The following is a 17,646-nucleotide window of genomic DNA, read 5'->3' as shown; positions in this document are numbered from 1 at the left end:
GACGACCGACGAGATGACCGACCCCCTCCGGCCTTCAGACCACGCCGACTCCGCAGCATCCGACGTCACGCAGCCCGCGCTCGGCGTCGTCGGGTGGCTCCGCTGGGGCTGGCGCCAGCTCACGTCGATGCGCACCGCGCTCGTGCTGCTGCTGCTCCTCGCGATCGCCGCCGTGCCCGGCTCGCTCGTTCCGCAGCGCAGCGCGGACCCCAATGGCGTGCGCCAGTACTTCGTCGACAATCCCGACCTCGCGCCGGTGCTCGACAACCTGAGCCTCTTCGACGTCTACACGTCGCCGTGGTTCTCGGCGATCTACATCCTGCTGTTCGTCTCGCTCGTCGGCTGCGTCATCCCGCGCACCAAGCACCACTACAAGGCGATGCGCGCCCAGCCCCCGCGCACGCCCGCGCGGCTGGCTCGTCTGGACGCGCACCGCTCGGAGATCCTCGAGTACCAGGACGACACGGATGCTGCCGCCGCCGCGGCGACCGCGATCGAGGCCGCCGAGCAGCAGCTGAAGAAGGCGGGCTACCGGGTCTCCCGTTACGACGGCGCGAAGGCGCTGTCGGTGTCGGCGGAGCGCGGGTACCTGCGCGAGACCGGCAACCTGGTGTTCCACGCGTCGCTGGTCGGGGTGCTGCTCGCCGTGGGTATCGGCGGCGGGTTCACCTACACCGGCCAGACGGTCATCATCGAGGGCCGCACGTGGGTCAACACGATGCTCGACTACACGTCGTTCAACCCCGGCCGGTTCGTCGACGAGGACGCGCTCGAGCCCTACGCGCTCACACTCGACGACTTCTCCGTCTCGTACGTCACGCCCGGCCAGCAGGGTGCGGGTCAGGCGGGCGACTTCATCGCGCACCTGACGACGCAATTCCCGGACGCCGACGCGCAGGAGGGCGAGGTGCGCGTCAACCACCCGCTCGCGATCGCCGGCGACAAGGTGTATCTGATGGGCAACGGCTACGCGCCGACCATCACGATCCGGGGCGCCGCGGGCGACGTGGTGTTCTCGGAGTCCGTGCCGTTCCTGCCGCAGGACAACAACATGACGTCGCAGGGCGTCGTGAAGGTGCCGGACGGCCTGCGCGAGCAGGTGGGCCTGGTCGGCCTCTTCTATCCCACCGCGCAGGAGCTCACCAACGGGGCCTACACCTCGGTGTACGGCGACCTCGAGTACCCGATGCTCACGTTCTGGGTCTACGCGGGGGACCTCGGCATCGACGGCGGCGTGCCGAAGTCGGTGTACACGCTCGACCCGAGCGAGATGACCCAACTCGCCGGCGGCGACTCGGGCACCGAGTCGCTCGCGCTGAAGCCCGGCGACACCGTCGACCTTCCCGACGGACTCGGCACGATCAGCTTCGAGAACGAGGCTCCGGACGCCGCCGGATTCCAGGACTCGGTCAAGCGGTACGTGTCGCTGTCGATCCACCGAGACGCCGCGGCGACGTGGGTGCTCGTGTTCGCCGTGCTCGCGACGGCGGGTCTGCTCGCCGCGCTCTTCGTGCCGCGCCGCCGCATGTGGGTCAAGGCGACCAGGCAGGGCCACACCGTGCACCTCGAGTACGCGGGTCTCGCGCGCGGTGAGGACCCCGCGCTCGACGGCGCCGTGGAGCAGTTCGCCCAGCGCCACCTCGCGTCGCTCGCCGACCCCGCCGCCGCCGGCGACCGCGCCACCGCGGGCGACCGCGCAACCAAGCCCGAATCCACCCCCGACGTAGACTGAGAGCCATGCCCGACGCCTCCCCCCTCACCCTCGACGACGTCTCGGTGCTGCTGGTCTGGACGGCCATCGCGATCTACGCCCTCGCGTTCATCGCGTACGCGGTCGACCTGGCCCGTCGCGGCGCCGTCGCCGTGGACGCGAAGGACGCCGCCGCGAAGGATGCCGCGGCCAGGATCGCGCGCGAGCGCGAGCTCGTCGCCGCGGGGGGCGCGGGCGCAGGCTCGCGCATCGGCATCATCGAGCAGATGCGCGCGCAGGAGACGGCCTCGGAGGAAGCTCTCAACGCGCCGGTCGGCAAGCGCGCGCGGCTCGTCTGGGCCCGCATCGGCACGTCGCTGACGGTGCTCGGCTTCCTGTTCCACCTCGGCGGCGACGTCACCCGCGGAATCGCCGCAGGTCGTGTGCCGTGGTCGAACATGTACGAGTTCGCCCTCACCGGCACGCTCCTCATCGTCGCCGTGTACCTCGGGGTGCTGTTCCGCTACGACCTCCGCTTCCTCGGCACGTTCATCACCGGCCTCGTGGTGGTGCTGCTGGGCGGCACGGCCATCTGGTTCTACACCGACATCGTCCCCCTGATGGACCCGCTCAAGTCGGTCTGGCTGGTCATCCACGTCTTCGTCGCGTCCCTCGCGACCGCGCTGTTCGCCCTCGCCTTCGGCCTCTCGGTGCTGCAGCTCATGCAGGCGCGGCGCGAGACGAAGATCGCGGCTCTCGCGAAGGCGGAGGCCGCAGCATCCGGAACCGCCAAGACCGGACCGGGCTTCCTCAAGACCCTCCCGAGCGCCGAGGCGCTCGAGTCGCTCGCCTACCGGTTCGCGATCCTCGGGTTCATCTTCTGGACCTTCACGCTCATCGCCGGATCCATCTGGGCGAACGACGCGTGGGGCCGCTACTGGGGCTTCGACACGAAGGAAGTCTGGACCTTCGTGATCTGGGTGCTCTACGCCGGCTACATTCACGCGCGCGCGACGCGCGGCTGGCGCGGCGCGCGGTCGGCGTGGCTGTCGATCATCGGCTTCACCGCCGTGATCTTCAACTTCACGATCGTGAACATGTTCTTCAAGGGCCTGCACGCGTACTCGGGCCTCAGCTGAGCTCACCCGTCACGTTCTGCTGTCGCGAGCAGCTGTTCGCGACAGGGGAGCGGGACCTTTGGTCCGCTCACTCGTCGGTGCGTCCTTGCGGGGGCTGCGGGCTTTTCGCCACCACACGATGACGGCGAGTGTCGCCGCGCCGATCGCGCTGCCGATCGTCCAGATGAGCGGCCGGTTCACGTCGACCCAGTAGGCGGCGTGGTGGAGCGCCGAGGCCTCCACGTGCACATCCGTCGTGAAGGACGACACGTTCTTCCCCGCGTACTCCAGATCACCGGCCGATTCGTCGAGGACGATGGCGGGTCGCAGCTCGAGCCGCAGCTGCTCGTCGACGGGGTGGCGGGCCGTCACCGTCCACGACCACTCGATGACGCCGCTCGGCGTGAACTCCTGCAGCACCCATCCGGCGTTCGTCTCGCTCGCCTGGTCGAGGACCTCCATCGCCTGGCCGACGGGGGTCAGGCGGGCAGCCACGGTGCACTTCACGAGGACGGCTTCGCTCGTCGCCGTGCCGTCCTCGACCTCGATGACCTCGTCCGGGGGGAGCGGCTCGGAACGCGCATCGACGGCCGCGTTGTAGTTGGCGCCGACGTCGATCGTCACACTCATGCGATCGGGGTAGTCGACGAGGGCATCGCGCCATTCCTCCACGCCGTGCGCGCAGCGCTCCTGGAATGCGACCACGGCGTCGTCGGAGCCGCCGCCGATGTCTTCACCCTCATCGCCGGGGCCGCCGATCGGGGGCGGCAGCGGGGTGGGGTGCGGATCGACCGGCTCGGGCTCGCCGGGTGGTGTGCCTGGGAACGGCGGGGGAGCGCCGCCATCGACGTCTCCCGGCGAGGGGTTCGGCACCGGGTCCGGGGGCGCCGCGTCTCCCGGCGCGACGCATCCGGTCAGCATGGCCAGCACTGCGCCGAGCAGCGCAGCTGAGGCGAGACGTCCCTTCATGTCGGCTCCCACCGATTCGACGTCGTCCGGGGTGAACGGCTACTCATCAAGGGAGAGGGGTGCGGGGTGGTCCGAGATACGCCGGGACGCGGCATCCGCCGGTCAGGAACTCGTCCGCGCGCGCGGCCGGATCGAAGCGAGTCCCGTCGTCGGGTCAGGCCGCGGCGGGCGCGGGGCTCAGGACGACCACGGGCGTCTCGCGGTTGCGCAGCGCCGCATACGCGTCGAGGTCCGCGTCGCCCTCGAGGGTGCGCCACACGGCCCAGAGGCGTTCGCGTTCCGCACCCGTCGCCTCGTGCGCGAGCACGTCACGCGTGCCGTCGGGAAGATCGACGGATGCCGCGGGCCGGGCCTGCAGATTCAGCCACCACGCCGGCGGCGGATCGCCCCAGCCGTTCATCGCGAGGGTGACGAGGTCGGGGCCGTCCTCGAAGTACCCGAGGATCGCGACGCGGGGGCTGCCCGAGCGACGCCCGACCGTGTGCAGGCGCATCATCCCGTAGACGGTGGGGGACGGAGGCCGCAGCCCCAAGCGTCCGCCGGTCACCCGGTAGAGCCCGCGATGGACGACCCAGGCGGCGCGGATGAACCAGCGCGGCGGGATCCGGGCGGGGTTGCGCGGCGCCTCGTTCGGGCGAGGTGACGGCTCAGAGGCGTTCATGGCTCCGATCCTGGCGCGCCCCCACCCTGCGGGCAATCGGCCGATCGGCCAGGATGTGCGGCCGATCGGCCGAGGCCGAGAGACGGGTTCGGGGCGCATTTTCTCCGTTGGGGCGGAGGAAATGCGCCCCAACGGAGAGAATGCGCCCCAAAACCCGGGGTCAGGCGGTGAGCGGGGCCGCCTTCAGCAGCGCCCGGGCCGACGTGCTGCGCCGGCGTGCGACGGCCAGGATCGTCGCGCCGAGGGCGAGCAGCGTCCATACCGCGAGGCCCGCGACCGCAGCGCCGAGGCCCGACGCCGAGGTGAGCGCGGCGAGCATGCCGTTGTAGGCGGGGCCGGTGGGCAGCAGCGCCGCGACGCTCGAGAGCACGCCGGGCACCGTCGAGACGACGCCGGTCGCGACGGCGAACACGCCGATCAGTGCGGCGATCCACCGCCCGGCACCGCCGAACACGGCGATCAGGGCCTGGTTCACCGCGGCGAACGCGATGCCGGCGACGACCGCCACCAGGGCGAACACCCACCAGTCCGCCCACGCGTACGACGCGGCGAGCTGCACGACGCCGGCCACCAGCATGCCCTGCACGGCGCCGAGCGCCGCCGCCGGGGCGAACGACCGCAGCGCGAGCAGCGCCGAGGGCTGACGCGACGTGAGCGCACGGCGCGACACCGCCTGCAGCGCGACGAACGTGCCGAGTCCGCCGAACCAGAGGGCGAGGGTCGCGAGCAGCGGGATCGCGGAGGCACCGAACAAGGACGTGCCCACGCCCTCCGCCTCGACGGGGTTCGCCACCACGGTGGCGAGGTCGGTCGCCTCGTCGTCGGTGTACGACGGGAGGGAATCGGATGCTGTGGCCAGGCCCGTCGCGAGCTCGCCGGTGCCGTCCGCAAGCTGGGCCACACCGTCGGCGAGGCTCGTGGCGCCGTCGGCGGCCTGGGTCGCGCCGGACGCGAGCTGCGATGCGCCGTCGGAGAGGCCGTCCGCGCCGCTCTGGATGCCGGTCACGCCGGTCGCCAGCTGCCCCGCGCCGGCCGCCGACTGGTCGATGCCGCCCGCGAGCTGGGTGAGACCCCCGGCGAGCGCGCCGACGCCCGTGCCGATCTCGCGGAACTGGTTGGCGAACTCCGCCGTCGCGCCGGCGTTGAACTGGTCGACCGCAAACACGGAGCCCTTCGCAGCGAGGTCGGCGCCCGTCGCAGCCTCCACGAGGGTTTGGCAGTACGTCGCGGACGCGCCGCTTGCGGCGCAGCCATTCGCGATCTGCAGCACTCCGGCAGCGGCCTGCGCCGAGAGGTCCAGGGGATCAGACACCTCGCTGGGAACGAGCCCGGTCTGCTCCAGCTGGGCCGCGCCGGCGTTCACGCCGTCCGCGATCTGCTGCGCACCCGCAGACGCTTCGCGCGTCTTGCCCGCGATCGTCGTCAGCCCCGACTGCAGCGACGTCGCGCCGCCCGCGATCTGCCCGGCGCCGCTCGCAAGCTGCGAGGCGCCGCTCGCCAGCTGCTCGTTGCCGTCTGCGAGCTGCGAGATGCCGTCGGGCAGCTGCGCCGCGCCGTCGGCGGCCTGGGTCGCGCCGTCGGCGAGCTGCTGCGCACCGTCGGCGGCGGTGCCGAGCTGATCGCCCAGCGTCGTGAAGCCGAGGAAGACGTTCTCGAGGTAGACGGTGGACAGCTGCGTGCCCATGGTCGAGGCGGCCGCGGAGGCGACCTGGGCGGTGATGGCGTCGTCGACGATGAGGCTGTCGGGCGGCGTCGTCACCTCGATCGTGGCCTGCTCGGGTATCTCGCCCGGGCGGGTCGACAGGGCGGCGGCCGTGAAGTTCTCGGGGATCGTGATGACGGCGGCGTACGTGCCGTCGGCGAGACCCGCGGACGCGTCATCCGCGTTCGAGAGCGTCCAGGTGAGGTTGCTGTCGAGGTCGTCGGAGCCCTCGACGAGGCCGGCGGTGAGCTGGCGGCCGAGCGGCACCAGCTGCCCGTCGACCGTGACCGGCTCGTCCTCGTTCACGACGGCGGCGGTGAGGTTGTCGAGCCGCTCCACCGGGTTGTAGAGAGCGGCCACGAGGATGCCGCCGATGACGACAGGCAGCAGCAGCACGCCGATCAGCGTCAGCCACGTGACCGGCCGGGTCGAGCGCGCGCGCTCGACGGCCGTGGTGATCCAGTTCGGGGTCATGCGTTCACCTCTGCGGTGGGGGTGGTCTGGGCGGTGGCGGAGTGCAGCGTGATCGAGGTCACGCCGGGGCGGTGCGCATCCGCGAGGAGGGCGAGAGCCGCGCTCTCGGTGCGTCCGGTGACGACGAGCGTCAGACGCTCGTCGACCGCCGCGAGTGCCGCCGCGGCGTCGCGCAGCAGCGCGGCGGCCTGGTCGCGCTCCGCGTGATCGAGCGCGTCGACGCCTTCGATCACGACGAGGCTCGCCTTGCCGGCGAGGGCGCGGCGCAGCGCCGGCACGCGGTCGTCGGCGTCGGCGAGGAGCGCCAGCCCGACGTGCGCACGCACCCAGGCCCCGCGCTCGGGGAGCAGGTGCCCGGCGACGCGCAGGCGTCCGTCGGTGGTGGCGAGCCGCGCCGCGATCGTGAGCGCGAAGGCCCGTGCGGCGCGGGGGTCGCCGGTTGCGATGAGCGTGCCGCCAGGCTCGACGCGGAACGCCGCGTCCTCGAACAGCACCACCTCGCCGGCCGAGCCGCCCGCGTCCGCGCGCACGGCGACGCCGTCGCCGACGACGGCGGCGGTCGTGTTCCGCTCCGGCCACTCGGCGAGCGACAGCTCGCGCTCGACGGCCTCGCCCTCGATGTCGAAGTGGGGAAGGACCCGCTCGAGCCAGCGCGGCATCCACCACGCCTTGTCGCCGAGCAGGGTCATGACGGCCGGCACGAGCGTCATGCGGACGAGGAACGCGTCGACGGCGATGCCGACGGCGAGACCCAGTGCGATGGGCTTGATCGAGGAGTCGCCCTCGGGCACGAAGGCCGCGAACACCGCGAACATGATGACGGCGGCCGCGGTGACCACGCGTGCCGAGGCCGTGAAGCCCGAGCGCACGGCACCGACCGCGATGTCGCGGCCGCCGCGCGTCGCGTGGCCGCCGGCGGCGCGGCGGGCGTGCACGTAGTCCTCGCGCATGCGGCTGACGAGGAAGACCTCGTAGTCCATCGCCAGGCCGAACAGCACGCCCATGAGGATGATCGGCATGAAGCTGATCACCGGGCCGGTGCGGTCGACGTGCAGCAGCTCGGCACCCCAGCCCCATTCGAACACCGCCGCGACGACGCCGAACGCGGCCATCACCGACAGCAGGTAGCCGAGGGCAGCCTTGATCGGCACCCAGATCGAACGGAACACGATCATGAGGAGCACGAGCGACAGGCCCACGACGAACACGCCGAACGGCAGAAGGGCGGCGCCCAGGCGGTCCGAGATGTCGATGCCGACGGCGGTGAATCCGGTGACCTTGAGATCGACGCCGTACTCGTCCTCGAGCTCCGGGGCGAGCGCACGCAGGTCGCGCACGAGCTGGGCGGTCGCCGGGTCGTCGGGCGCGGTCTCGGGCACGATCTGAATGAGCCCGGTGTCGGCTGTCTCGTTCGGCGTCGCGAGGGCGACCTCCTTCACGCCCGGCACCTTCCCGATCTCGGCCTTGAGGTCGGCCATGAGTCCGAGCGGATCCGTCGACGTCACGATCGTGCCCGTCATGATGAGCGGACCGTTCGACCCCGGCCCGAAGTGCTCGGCCGTGAGGTCGTAGGCCTGACGCGCCTGGCTCGACTCCGGCTGCTGGCCGGCGTTCGGAAGCGCCAGCGCGAGGCTCGCGGCGGGGATCGCCATGACGCCGAGGGTGAGGATCACCGCAACGGTGGTGACGATCGGGTGCTTGGTGACCAGCTGCACCCAGCGATTCGTCCGCTTCGCCGGCGCGTGGTCCGCGAGTGCCGTGTCGGCGCCGTCACCTGCCGAGACGTCGGCGGGCACGTCGACGTCCGTGGTCTCCGCCTCGCTCTCGGGTCCGGGCGTCGTGGAGCGGCGCGCGCCGGGAAGCGGCATCCCTCTCCGCTTCTTGCCGTGACCCCACCCCGCGACGCGGTGCTTCGCGAAGCCGAGGAGCGCGGGCGTCAAGGTGAGGGCGACGACGACGGCGATCGCGACGGCGACGGCGGCGGCGATGCCCATCGTGGTGAGGAAGGGGATACCGGCGAAGCCGAGGCCGATGAGGGCGATGAGCACCGTGATGCCGGCGAACACGACGGCGGACCCCGCCGTGCCGGTTGCCCGTGCGGCGGACTCCTCGGGTTCGACGCCCGCGCGCACCTGGTCCTGATGTCGGGCGACGATGAACAGGGCGTAGTCGATGCCGACCGCGAGCCCCAGCATGATCGCGAGCATCGGGGTGGTCGACGAGACCGAGACGAACGCGGTGGCGACGAAGATCAGCGCGATCGCCAGGCCGACCCCGATGAGCGCGGACACGAGCGGGAACCACGCGACCGCGAACGAGCGGAACGTCACGATGAGCACGAACAGTGCGATGAGCACGCCCACCGCCTCGATGAGGGAGAGCGCGGGCACCGACGTCGAGAAGAGGTCGCCGCCCATCGCGACCTGCGAGCCCTCGGGGAGCGTCTCGCGGAGGTCGTCGGCGACGTCCTCGAGGCCCTCCTTGGTCTCGTCCGAGACATCCGTGGCCTGGCCGTCGAACTGCAGGCGGATGATCGCGGCCGACTCGTCGTCCGACACCATGCCCGTGACCATCTCGTTGAACGGATCGGTCACCGCGATGACACCGTCGAGATCTTCCAGGTGCGCGACGGTGTCGTCGATCGCGCCCGCATACGGCTCCTCGTCGATCTGGTCGCCGTCCGCTGTCACGATGACGAGCTGCGCGCTCGTGCCGCTCGCCTGGGGGAAGCTGCGGTCGAGCAGCTCGATGCCCTCCTGAGCCTCGGTGCCCGGGATCGAGAACGAGTTGTCTGTGCCGCCCAGGTGCGGGATCGCGAAGGCGAGGGCGATGCCGAGAAGCATCAGCCACGAGACCAGCACCCGCCAGGGGTGGCGGTAGGTCCATCGGCCGAGGGCATACAGAAGAGTCGACAACAGCGCCTCCGGTTACGGGTGGAGAGTTCGGGAACCGTCGATACAGCGCTGTATCGGATACATGAGTGTATCGTAGGGCGGGTTGCCCGCCCCAACCTGAGTAGTGCGTGTGAGACTGGACGAGATGGAGGATCGATGACCGACACCCCCGTGGCCGAAGCGACCGGCACCTCGCGCCGTCGCGAGGCGACCCGGCAGAAGCTTCTGGACGCTGCCGCCCTGGTCTTCGCGGAAGTCGGCCTGGACGCAGCATCCGTCGAAGCGATCTGCGAGCGCGCGGGGTTCACGCGCGGCGCGTTCTACTCGAACTTCGAGACCAAGGACGAGCTCATGCTCGCCCTGACCGAACGGGTCGCCGGCGAGAAGATCGATGAGGTCGCCGAGCGCGTCGCCCAGCTGCAGGAGCGTGGCGAGGACCTCGAGCCCGGCGCCCTCGTGCGCCAGCTGCTCGACGTCGCGTTCGACAAGAAGCAGGGCATCCTGCTGACCAGCGAGATCCGCACGCGTGCGATGCGCGATCAGCGGCTCGCCGAGACCTACCTCGCGTGGCAGGCGGGGATGGTCGAGCGCGTCGGCTCGTTCATCGAGGAGCTCGCCCTCACGTACCGTTTCCGCCTGCGGGTGCCCGCGCAGGAGTTCGCCGGCGTCATCCTGCAGACGTGGGAGGACACGTCGGCCTACGCCATCATGTCGGGCCTCAGCACTCCCGCGATGCACGCCCTCGTGAACGAGCGCACCGCCCGCCTCGCGACGGCGCTGGTCGACCCGCTCTGATCTCCTCGGGCTCTCTCCCGGTCGTTGAGCGAGCGTGCGAGTCGAAACGCACCCGAGCCTTCCGCGGCACTGAGCCCCGCCGGCATCACTCCGCGGAGCGAACCACCGCGTAACAGCGGGCGAGCCGGTCGAGCCACCACTGGCGGCGGGCGGCGGATGCTGCATGCTCGGCGAGCAGCGCCGTGTCGGGGGTGACCCGACCCACCGTGAGTACGCCGGCGCGCGGCGTGAGCGGAGGGTCGACGACGTCCGCCGTGAACAGCGACGCCGTGCCGAGTCCGCAGTCGTAGTCGAGCTCGGGAAGCGCCGCGGCCAGCGCGACGCCCATCGACAGCCCCACCGACGTGTCGAGGGCGCTCGACACGATCGCGGGCAGCCCCGCCTCCCCGACGATCTCGAGCGCTCGCCGCAGGCCACCGAGCGGCTGCGCCTTGATCACCAGCAGGTCGGCCGCCCCGGCCCGGGCGACCGCGAGCGGATCAGCGGCCTTGCGCACGCTCTCGTCCGCCGCGATCGGGATGCCCATGTACTTCACACGTCGGCGGAGCTCCGCGAGCTCCTCGACGCTCGCGCACGGCTGCTCGACGTACTCGAGGTCGAACTCGGCGAGGGCGTGGACCGCGTGCTCCGCCTCGTCGACGTTCCACGCGCCGTTCGCGTCGACGCGGACGCGCCCCTCGGGCCCCATCGCCTCGCGCACCGCGCGCACGCGGGCGACGTCGTCCGCGAGCACCTGACCGGGCTCGGCCACCTTGACCTTCGCGGTGCGGCAGCCGTCGAACCGCGCGAGCACGTCGGGAACGGATGCCGCGGCCACGGCCGGCACGGTGGCGTTGACGCCGATGAGCTCCCGGCGGGCGGCGGGGCGCGGCATCCGTGAATCCTCGATGGCGGCAGCCAGCCACGTCGCGGCTTCGACGTCGTCGTACTCGGCGAACGGCGAGAACTCGGCCCAGCCCTCGGGGCCCTCGAAGAGGAGCGCCTCGCGCACATCGATGCCGCGGAACCGCGTCGCGAGCGGCAGCGCCACCACGTGCGCGGAATCGAGGATCTCCGCGAGGTCGGGCCAAGCTGCTGCACTGCTCACCCGTTCATCCTGTCCCTCCCTCGATGAGTTGGCGTACATACGCGACACTCCAGCGTGTCGCGTACATATACGCCTGCTCTATAAACAGCGATGTGTCATTGACGATAGTGTGTGATACACAGTATGGTGTGAGGCATGAGCGAATCCGAGATTCTCGAGACGCATCTGCAGGAGCTGCGGCGCGGCACGGTCGTGCTGGCGTGCCTGCGGCTGCTCGAGACGCCGGGGTACGGGTACGGGCTGCTCGAGGAGCTGGGGAGACGTGGCTTCCTCACCGACGCGAACACGCTGTACCCGCTGCTGCGGCGCCTCGAGAAGCAGGGCTGCCTCACGAGCGAGTGGAACACCGACGAGTCCCGTCCGCGCAAGTTCTACCGCACCAGCGACGCCGGCCTCCGCCTGGCCGCCACCCTCACCGACGACTTCCGCGCGATCACCGTTGCGATCGACGCCCTCCCTGATTCAGCGATCAGCACTGAGGAGAACTGACATGACCGCCACCGCCACCCTCACCGACCGCTACGTCGATGCCGCCATGCGGACCGTGCCCGAGGCGCAGCGTGCCGACCTCGCCGCCGAGCTGCGCGCGTCGATCGATGACCAGGTCGAGGCCCGCGTCGAGCAGGGCGAGCAGCAGGGCGACGCCGAGCGCGCCGTGCTCATCGAGCTCGGCGACCCCGACAAGCTCGCCGCGCAGTACACCGACCGCCCGCTGTGGCTCGTCGGGCCGCGTTATTTCCTCGACTGGTGGCGGCTGCTGAAGCTGCTGCTCTACATCGTGCCCGCGTGCGCCGCCTTCGGAGTCTCGCTCGCGATGGTGCTCGACGGCGCCACGTTCGGCGAGATCATCGGCGCGCTGGTGCCGCTGCTGCTCTCGGTGGTCGTGCACCTCGCGTTCTGGACGACGCTGGTCTTCGTCATCCTCGAGCGCACCGGCCACGAGACGCTGAACGGCCAGCCCTGGACGCCCGACCAGCTCCCCGAACCGCGCCAGAAGGGCGTCGGACTGGGCGACATGATCACGTCGCTGGCGTTCCTCGGGATCATGGTCGGCGTTGTGCTGTGGGACCTGTTCGTCGGCTTCGTGCCCACCGAACCGGGACTGTCCTTCCTCGACCCGGGCCTTTGGCCCTGGTGGATCCTGGCGCTGTTCGCCGTCATGGCCCTCGAAGCCGTGCTCGCGATCGTCGTCTACGCCGTCGGACGCTGGACCGTCGGCCTCGCCGTGGTCAACGGGATCCTGAATCTCGTCATCGCGGTGCCGGCGCTGTGGCTGCTGTTCGAGGGGCGCCTCATCAACCCGGCGTACTTCCCGACGATCATCCCCGACGGCGGTGACGACGTCGGCCAGATCCTCTCCATCATCGTCGGCTTCGTGATCGCGGGCGTCGCGATCTGGGACACGGTGGATGCCGCGCTCAAGGCGGCGCGTGCGCGCCGGGTGTAGCAACTCCTCAACTTCGAGGCCTGACGGAGGGCTCTCGGCCGAAGATCGCGGCTGAGGGCCCTTTGTTGAGGAGTTGGTGCCGCCGGCCTCACGGACATTCCCTCGAACGAGGCCGACCCCCTCGGGCCGGCCGTACGCTTTCCCCATGCCCCTCCTCGATACTCCCGTGCGCTTCGGCGTGCAGCTGCAGCCCCAGCACGCCCCCTACTCCGCCTTCCGAGACGCGGTGCTCCGCCTCGAGGAGATGGGCGTCGACATCCTCTTCAACTGGGACCACTTCTTCTCGCTGTCCGGCGACCCCGAGGGCCTGCACTTCGAGTCGTGGACGATGCTCGCCGCGTGGGCGGAGCAGACCGAGCGCGTGGAGTTCGGCGCCCTGGTGAACTGCAACAGCTACCGCAACCCCGACCTGCAGGCCGACATGGCCCGCACCATCGACCACATCTCGGCGAAGGACGGCGTCGGCCGCTTCATCTTCGCGACCGGCTCGGGCTGGTTCGCCCGCGACTACGAGGAGTACGGCTACGACTTCGGCACCGCCGGTTCGCGCCTCAACGACCTCGCCGCCGGACTCGAGCGCATCGAGGCGCGCTGGCAGAAGCTCAACCCGGCGCCGACGCGCGAGATCCCGGTCATGATCGGTGGAAAGGGCGAGCTGAAGACGCTGCGCCTCGTCGCGCGCCACGCCGACATCTGGCACAGTTTCGTGCACGCCGACGAGCTGCCGCACAAGCTCGACGTCATCGCGAAGTGGGCCGAGCGCGAGCAGCGCGACACCTCGAACCTCGTCATCTCGAACGAGCTGCACCGCCGCGACGAATCCTTCGCCGACGACCTCTACGACGCCGGTGTGCGACTCTTCACCCTCGGCTTCCAAGGCCCCGACTGGGACTACGACCTGATCCGACGGTGGCTGGCCTGGCGCGACGCCAAGAACGCCTGACGCTTTTCTGGACGGATGCTGCCGCCCGGTGCACCGCGCCGGGCCGCAGCATCCGTCCTCCTCACCTGAACCGCGAGAGTACAGCTCGTCGCCGAGATGGCGGTTGGTTCCCTACCTCTCGGCGACCAGCTGCACTCTCGCGGACCGGCGGGGCCTGGGCGGCGCCGGGGCCGGGCGTGCGTCACGAACCGGACCACAAGACGGGCCGGCGACTAAAATCGCGGGGGTGACCGCAGCACCGCCCGCACCCCGGTTCAGCCTCGACATCGACGGGGTCCCGCGCCCCGAGCGCTCGCAGCAGCTGCTCGACGGCGTGCGCGAGCGGGTCGTGATCGCCGACGGCGCGATGGGCACGATGCTGCAGCGCTACGACCTGTCGATCGACGGCGATTTCCACGGTCTCGAGGGGTGCAACGAGATCCTCAACGTCTCGCGCCCGGACGTCGTGGGGGAGATCCACGACGCATACCTCGAGGTCGGCGTCGACGCCGTCGAGACCAACACGTTCGGTGCGAACTGGTCGAACCTCGACGACTACGGCATCGTCGATCGCATCGCCGAGCTCGCCGAGAAGGGCGCGCGCATCGCGCGCGACCGGGTCGAGGCCGCCGAGGCTCGCGACGGCCGCGTGCGCTGGGTGCTCGGCTCGATGGGTCCGGGCACGAAGCTCCCGAGCCTCGGGCACACGACCTACGACAACCTGAAGCAGACGTTCGCGCTGCAGGCCGAGGGCCTCATCGACGGCGGTGCCGATGCCTTCCTGGTGGAGACGAGCCAGGACCTCCTCCAGACCAAGGCCGCCATCAACGGCTGCCGTCAGGCGATCGTGAGCCGCGGCATCCGTCTTCCGATCTTCGTCGAGGTGACCGTCGAGACGACCGGCACCATGCTCATGGGCTCCGAGATCGGCGCGGCGCTCACGGCCATCGAGCCGCTCGGCGTCGACGCCATCGGCCTCAACTGCGCCACCGGCCCGACTGAGATGAGCGAGCACCTCCGGCACCTCTCGAAGCACGCGACGGTGCCGATCGCGTGCATGCCCAACGCCGGGCTGCCCGTGCTCGGCGCGAACGGCGCGCACTACCCGCTCACGCCCGTCGAGCTCGCGACGGCGCACGAGCAGTTCGTGCGCGAGTTCGGTTTGGGATTGGTGGGCGGATGCTGCGGCACCACGCCCGAGCACCTCGCCGCGGTGGTCGAGCGCCTGCGTCCCGTCGGCGGCGCCGAGGCGCGTCGGCCCGAGCTCGACCCCGGGGTCGCCTCGCTGTACCAGCACGTGTCGTTCCAGCAGGACGCCTCGTACCTCGCGATCGGCGAGCGCACCAACGCGAACGGCTCGAGGGCGTTCCGCGAGGCGATGCTCGAACAGCGCTGGGACGACTGCGTCGAGATCGCCCGCGACCAGATCCGCGTGGGCGCGCACCTGCTCGACGTCTGCATCGACTACGTCGGCCGCGACGGCGTCGCCGACATCCGGGAGGTCGTCTCGCGCTTCGCCTCGGCCTCGACCCTGCCGCTCGTGGTCGACTCGACCGAGCCCGCGGTGATCGCCGCGGGGCTCGAGCTCATCGGTGGCCGGCCGGTCGTGAACTCGGTGAACTACGAAGACGGCGACGGCCCGACCTCCCGCTTCGGCCGCATCATGCCGCTGGTGAAGGAGCACGGCACCGCGGTCATCGCCCTGACCATCGACGAGGAGGGTCAGGCCCGCACCGCCGAGGGCAAGGTGCGCATCGCTTCGCGCCTCGTCGACGAGCTGGTCGGCGAGTGGGGCATGCGCGTCAACGACATCATCGTCGACTGCCTGACGTTCCCGATCGCCACCGGCCAGGAGGAGACCCGCCGCGACGCGATCGAGACGATCGAGGCGATCCGGCAGATCACCGAGAAGTACCCCGGCATCAACACGACGCTCGGCGTCTCGAACGTGTCGTTCGGCCTCAACCCGGCCGCGCGCAGCGTGCTGAACTCCGCGTTCCTGCACGAGGCGGTGCAGGCCGGCCTCACGAGCGGCATCATCGACGCCGCGAAGATCGTGCCGCTCGCCTCGATCTCGGAGGAGCAGCGCAAGGTCGCGCTCGATCTGGTGTGGGATCGCCGCGAGTACGACGCCGACGGCAACGTCACGTACGACCCGCTGGCACGGATGCTGGACCTCTTCGCCGGCGTCGACACCGCGGCCCTGCGCAACCAGCGCGCGGCCGAGCTCGCAGCGCTCCCGGTGGGCGAGCGGCTCGAGCGCCGCATCATCGACGGCGAGGGCAAGGGTCTGGAGGCCGACCTCGACCTCGCCCGCGAGGGCGGGCTGTCACCGCTGCAGATCATCAACGACCACCTGCTCGAGGGCATGAAGATCGTCGGCGAGCGGTTCGGCGCCGGCGAGATGCAGCTGCCGTTCGTGCTGCAGTCGGCCGAGGTCATGAAGAACGCGGTCGCGCTCCTCGAACCGCACATGGAGAAGTCGGATGCCTCGGGCAAGGGTCGCATCGTGCTCGCGACGGTCCGCGGCGACGTGCACGACATCGGCAAGAACCTTGTCGACATCATCCTGACCAACAACGGGTACGACGTCATCAACCTCGGCATCAAGCAGCCGATCGCCGACATCATCGCGGCGGCCGAGGAGCACGACGCCGACGTCATCGGCATGTCGGGCCTGCTCGTGAAGTCCACGGTCGTGATGAAGGAGAACCTCGAGGAGCTCACCTCGCGGGGCCTCGGCAAGAAGTGGCCGGTGATCCTCGGCGGCGCGGCGCTCACGCGCGCCTACGTCGAGGACGACCTCGCGTCACTCTTCGACGGCGAGGTGCGCTACGCCCGCGATGCGTTCGAGGGGCTCGCGCTGATGGAGCCGCTCGTGAAGATCGCCCGCGGCGCCGACCCGTCGTCGGTCGGGCTGCCGGCACTGAAGAAGCGCCGCCACGCGGCGGGGTCCAAGCTCACGCTGACCGAGCCCGAGGCGATGCCGTCGCGATCGGACGTGGCATCCGACAATCCCGTCCCCGCCCCGCCGTTCTGGGGTACCCGCATCGTCCGCGGCCTCGCGCTGCACGACTACGCGGCGTTCCTCGACGAGCGCGCGACGTTCATGGGCCAGTGGGGCCTCAAGCCCGGCCGCGGCGAGGACGGCGCCACGTACGAGCAGCTCGTCGAGACCGAGGGCCGGCCGCGGCTGCGGTACTGGCTCGACCGCATCCTCGCCGAGGGCATGCTCGACGCCTCGGTCGCCTACGGGTTCTTCCCGGTCGTGTCGGAGGGCAACGACGTCGTCGTGCTGCACCACGCCGACGACCCCTCGGGCGCCCTCGGGGCCGCCGGCCTCCTCGCCCCCGACGGCGGGTCGGGCGGTACGCTCGGCACCGACCGGCTGCGCTTCCACTTCCCGCGCCAGCGCCGCGACCGCCACCTGTGCCTCGCCGACTTCGTGCGCTCGCGGGAGTCGGGACAGGTCGACGTGCTGCCGGTGCAGCTCGTGACCGCGGGCGCGAACATCGACTCGGTCACGGCGAAGCTGTTCGCCGAGGACAAGTACCGCGACTACTACGAGCTCAACGGCCTCGTGATGCAGCTGACCGAGGCGCTCGCTGAGTACTGGCACGCCCGCATCCGCTCGGAGCTCGGGTTCTCGCACGAGGACCCGACCGAGACCGCCGGCCTCTTCAAGCTGGAGTACCGCGGCGCCCGATTCTCCCTCGGCTACCCCGCGTGCCCCGACATGGAGGACCGCCGCAAGGTCGTCGAGCTCCTCCGTCCCGAGCGCATGGGCGTCGAGCTCAGCGAGGAGCTGCAGCTCCACCCCGAGCAGTCGACCGACGCGTTCGTCTTCCACCACCCCGAGGCGAAGTACTTCTCGGTCTGACGGATGC

General features: G+C 70.8%; 12 protein-coding genes. 7 read left to right on the top strand and 5 right to left on the bottom strand.

Features of this window, described 5'->3' with window-relative positions:
- Positions 1-13: 13 nt before the first annotated feature.
- Both ACEYYH_RS16875 and ccsB read left to right on the top strand, forming a co-directional pair.
- Positions 14-1,732 carry a cytochrome c biogenesis protein ResB gene (locus ACEYYH_RS16875; RefSeq protein WP_374975467.1) on the top strand — a complete coding sequence of 573 codons (1,719 nt, stop codon included), beginning with the start codon at positions 14-16 and terminating at the stop codon, positions 1,730-1,732.
- Between the two features lie 5 nt (positions 1,733-1,737).
- Positions 1,738-2,829, top strand: coding sequence for a c-type cytochrome biogenesis protein CcsB (gene ccsB, locus ACEYYH_RS16870; protein WP_374975466.1), 1,092 nt, complete (start codon positions 1,738-1,740; stop codon positions 2,827-2,829).
- 9 nt (positions 2,830-2,838) lie between these two features.
- On the opposite strand, the gene ACEYYH_RS16865 is transcribed toward ccsB, so the two are convergent.
- The 4 genes from ACEYYH_RS16865 to ACEYYH_RS16850 form a co-directional block, all read right to left on the bottom strand.
- On the bottom strand, positions 2,839-3,777 hold the full coding sequence (locus tag ACEYYH_RS16865) for a hypothetical protein (RefSeq protein WP_374975465.1): 939 nt from the start codon (positions 3,775-3,777) through the stop codon (positions 2,839-2,841).
- A gap of 154 nt (positions 3,778-3,931) precedes the next feature.
- Positions 3,932-4,438, bottom strand: coding sequence for a nitroreductase/quinone reductase family protein (locus tag ACEYYH_RS16860; RefSeq protein WP_374975464.1), 507 nt, complete (start codon positions 4,436-4,438; stop codon positions 3,932-3,934).
- 160 nt (positions 4,439-4,598) lie between these two features.
- Positions 4,599-6,614 carry a YhgE/Pip family protein gene (locus ACEYYH_RS16855; protein ID WP_374975463.1) on the bottom strand — a complete coding sequence of 672 codons (2,016 nt, stop codon included), beginning with the start codon at positions 6,612-6,614 and terminating at the stop codon, positions 4,599-4,601.
- Positions 6,611-9,529, bottom strand: coding sequence for an MMPL family transporter (locus tag ACEYYH_RS16850; RefSeq protein WP_374975462.1), 2,919 nt, complete (start codon positions 9,527-9,529; stop codon positions 6,611-6,613). Before ACEYYH_RS16850 ends, ACEYYH_RS16855 begins: the two co-directional genes overlap by 4 nt.
- Positions 9,530-9,664: 135 nt before the next feature.
- On the opposite strand from ACEYYH_RS16850, the gene ACEYYH_RS16845 reads away from it, so the two are divergent.
- Positions 9,665-10,303, top strand: a complete 639-nt coding sequence (locus ACEYYH_RS16845) for a TetR/AcrR family transcriptional regulator (RefSeq protein WP_374975461.1) — start codon at positions 9,665-9,667, stop codon at positions 10,301-10,303.
- An 85-nt stretch (positions 10,304-10,388) separates the two neighbouring features.
- Here ACEYYH_RS16845 and ACEYYH_RS16840 read toward each other — a convergent pair whose 3' ends face one another.
- A complete protein-coding gene (locus tag ACEYYH_RS16840) occupies positions 10,389-11,390 on the bottom strand; it encodes an o-succinylbenzoate synthase (protein ID WP_374975460.1) in 1,002 nt (333 codons plus the stop codon).
- 135 nt (positions 11,391-11,525) lie between these two features.
- Between ACEYYH_RS16840 and ACEYYH_RS16835 the strand changes: the two genes are divergently transcribed.
- The 4 genes from ACEYYH_RS16835 (at position 11,526) to metH (ending at position 17,639) form a co-directional block, all read left to right on the top strand.
- Entirely contained in the window at positions 11,526-11,879 is a 354-nt protein-coding gene (locus tag ACEYYH_RS16835) for a PadR family transcriptional regulator (RefSeq protein ID WP_374975459.1), read from the top strand.
- A 1-nt stretch (position 11,880) separates the two neighbouring features.
- Positions 11,881-12,837 carry a permease prefix domain 1-containing protein gene (locus ACEYYH_RS16830; RefSeq protein ID WP_374975458.1) on the top strand — a complete coding sequence of 319 codons (957 nt, stop codon included), beginning with the start codon at positions 11,881-11,883 and terminating at the stop codon, positions 12,835-12,837.
- 145 nt (positions 12,838-12,982) lie between these two features.
- Positions 12,983-13,780 carry an LLM class F420-dependent oxidoreductase gene (locus ACEYYH_RS16825; protein WP_374975457.1) on the top strand — a complete coding sequence of 266 codons (798 nt, stop codon included), beginning with the start codon at positions 12,983-12,985 and terminating at the stop codon, positions 13,778-13,780.
- Positions 13,781-14,006: 226 nt separating this feature from the next.
- Positions 14,007-17,639 carry a methionine synthase gene (gene metH, locus ACEYYH_RS16820; RefSeq protein ID WP_374975456.1) on the top strand — a complete coding sequence of 1,211 codons (3,633 nt, stop codon included), beginning with the start codon at positions 14,007-14,009 and terminating at the stop codon, positions 17,637-17,639.
- The last annotated feature ends 7 nt before the right edge of the window (positions 17,640-17,646 follow it).

It is taken from the genome of Microbacterium trichothecenolyticum, from assembly GCF_041938625.1.
Classification (GTDB): domain Bacteria; phylum Actinomycetota; class Actinomycetes; order Actinomycetales; family Microbacteriaceae; genus Microbacterium; species Microbacterium trichothecenolyticum_D.
Note: the sequence above shows the minus strand (reverse complement) of the source record. Positions and strands in the feature narration are given on the sequence as shown.

What these genes read in the sequence shown, in the direction of transcription:
- ACEYYH_RS16875 (WP_374975467.1), top strand. Translation starts at nt 14, where the DNA reads ATGACCGACCCCCTCCGGCCTTCAGACCACGCCGACTCCGCAGCATCC.
- ccsB (WP_374975466.1), top strand. Translation starts at nt 1,738, where the DNA reads ATGCCCGACGCCTCCCCCCTCACCCTCGACGACGTCTCGGTGCTGCTG.
- ACEYYH_RS16865 (WP_374975465.1), bottom strand. Translation starts at nt 3,777, where the DNA reads ATGAAGGGACGTCTCGCCTCAGCTGCGCTGCTCGGCGCAGTGCTGGCC.
- ACEYYH_RS16860 (WP_374975464.1), bottom strand. Translation starts at nt 4,438, where the DNA reads ATGAACGCCTCTGAGCCGTCACCTCGCCCGAACGAGGCGCCGCGCAAC.
- ACEYYH_RS16855 (WP_374975463.1), bottom strand. Translation starts at nt 6,614, where the DNA reads ATGACCCCGAACTGGATCACCACGGCCGTCGAGCGCGCGCGCTCGACC.
- ACEYYH_RS16845 (WP_374975461.1), top strand. Translation starts at nt 9,665, where the DNA reads ATGACCGACACCCCCGTGGCCGAAGCGACCGGCACCTCGCGCCGTCGC.
- ACEYYH_RS16835 (WP_374975459.1), top strand. Translation starts at nt 11,526, where the DNA reads ATGAGCGAATCCGAGATTCTCGAGACGCATCTGCAGGAGCTGCGGCGC.
- ACEYYH_RS16830 (WP_374975458.1), top strand. Translation starts at nt 11,881, where the DNA reads ATGACCGCCACCGCCACCCTCACCGACCGCTACGTCGATGCCGCCATG.
- ACEYYH_RS16825 (WP_374975457.1), top strand. Translation starts at nt 12,983, where the DNA reads ATGCCCCTCCTCGATACTCCCGTGCGCTTCGGCGTGCAGCTGCAGCCC.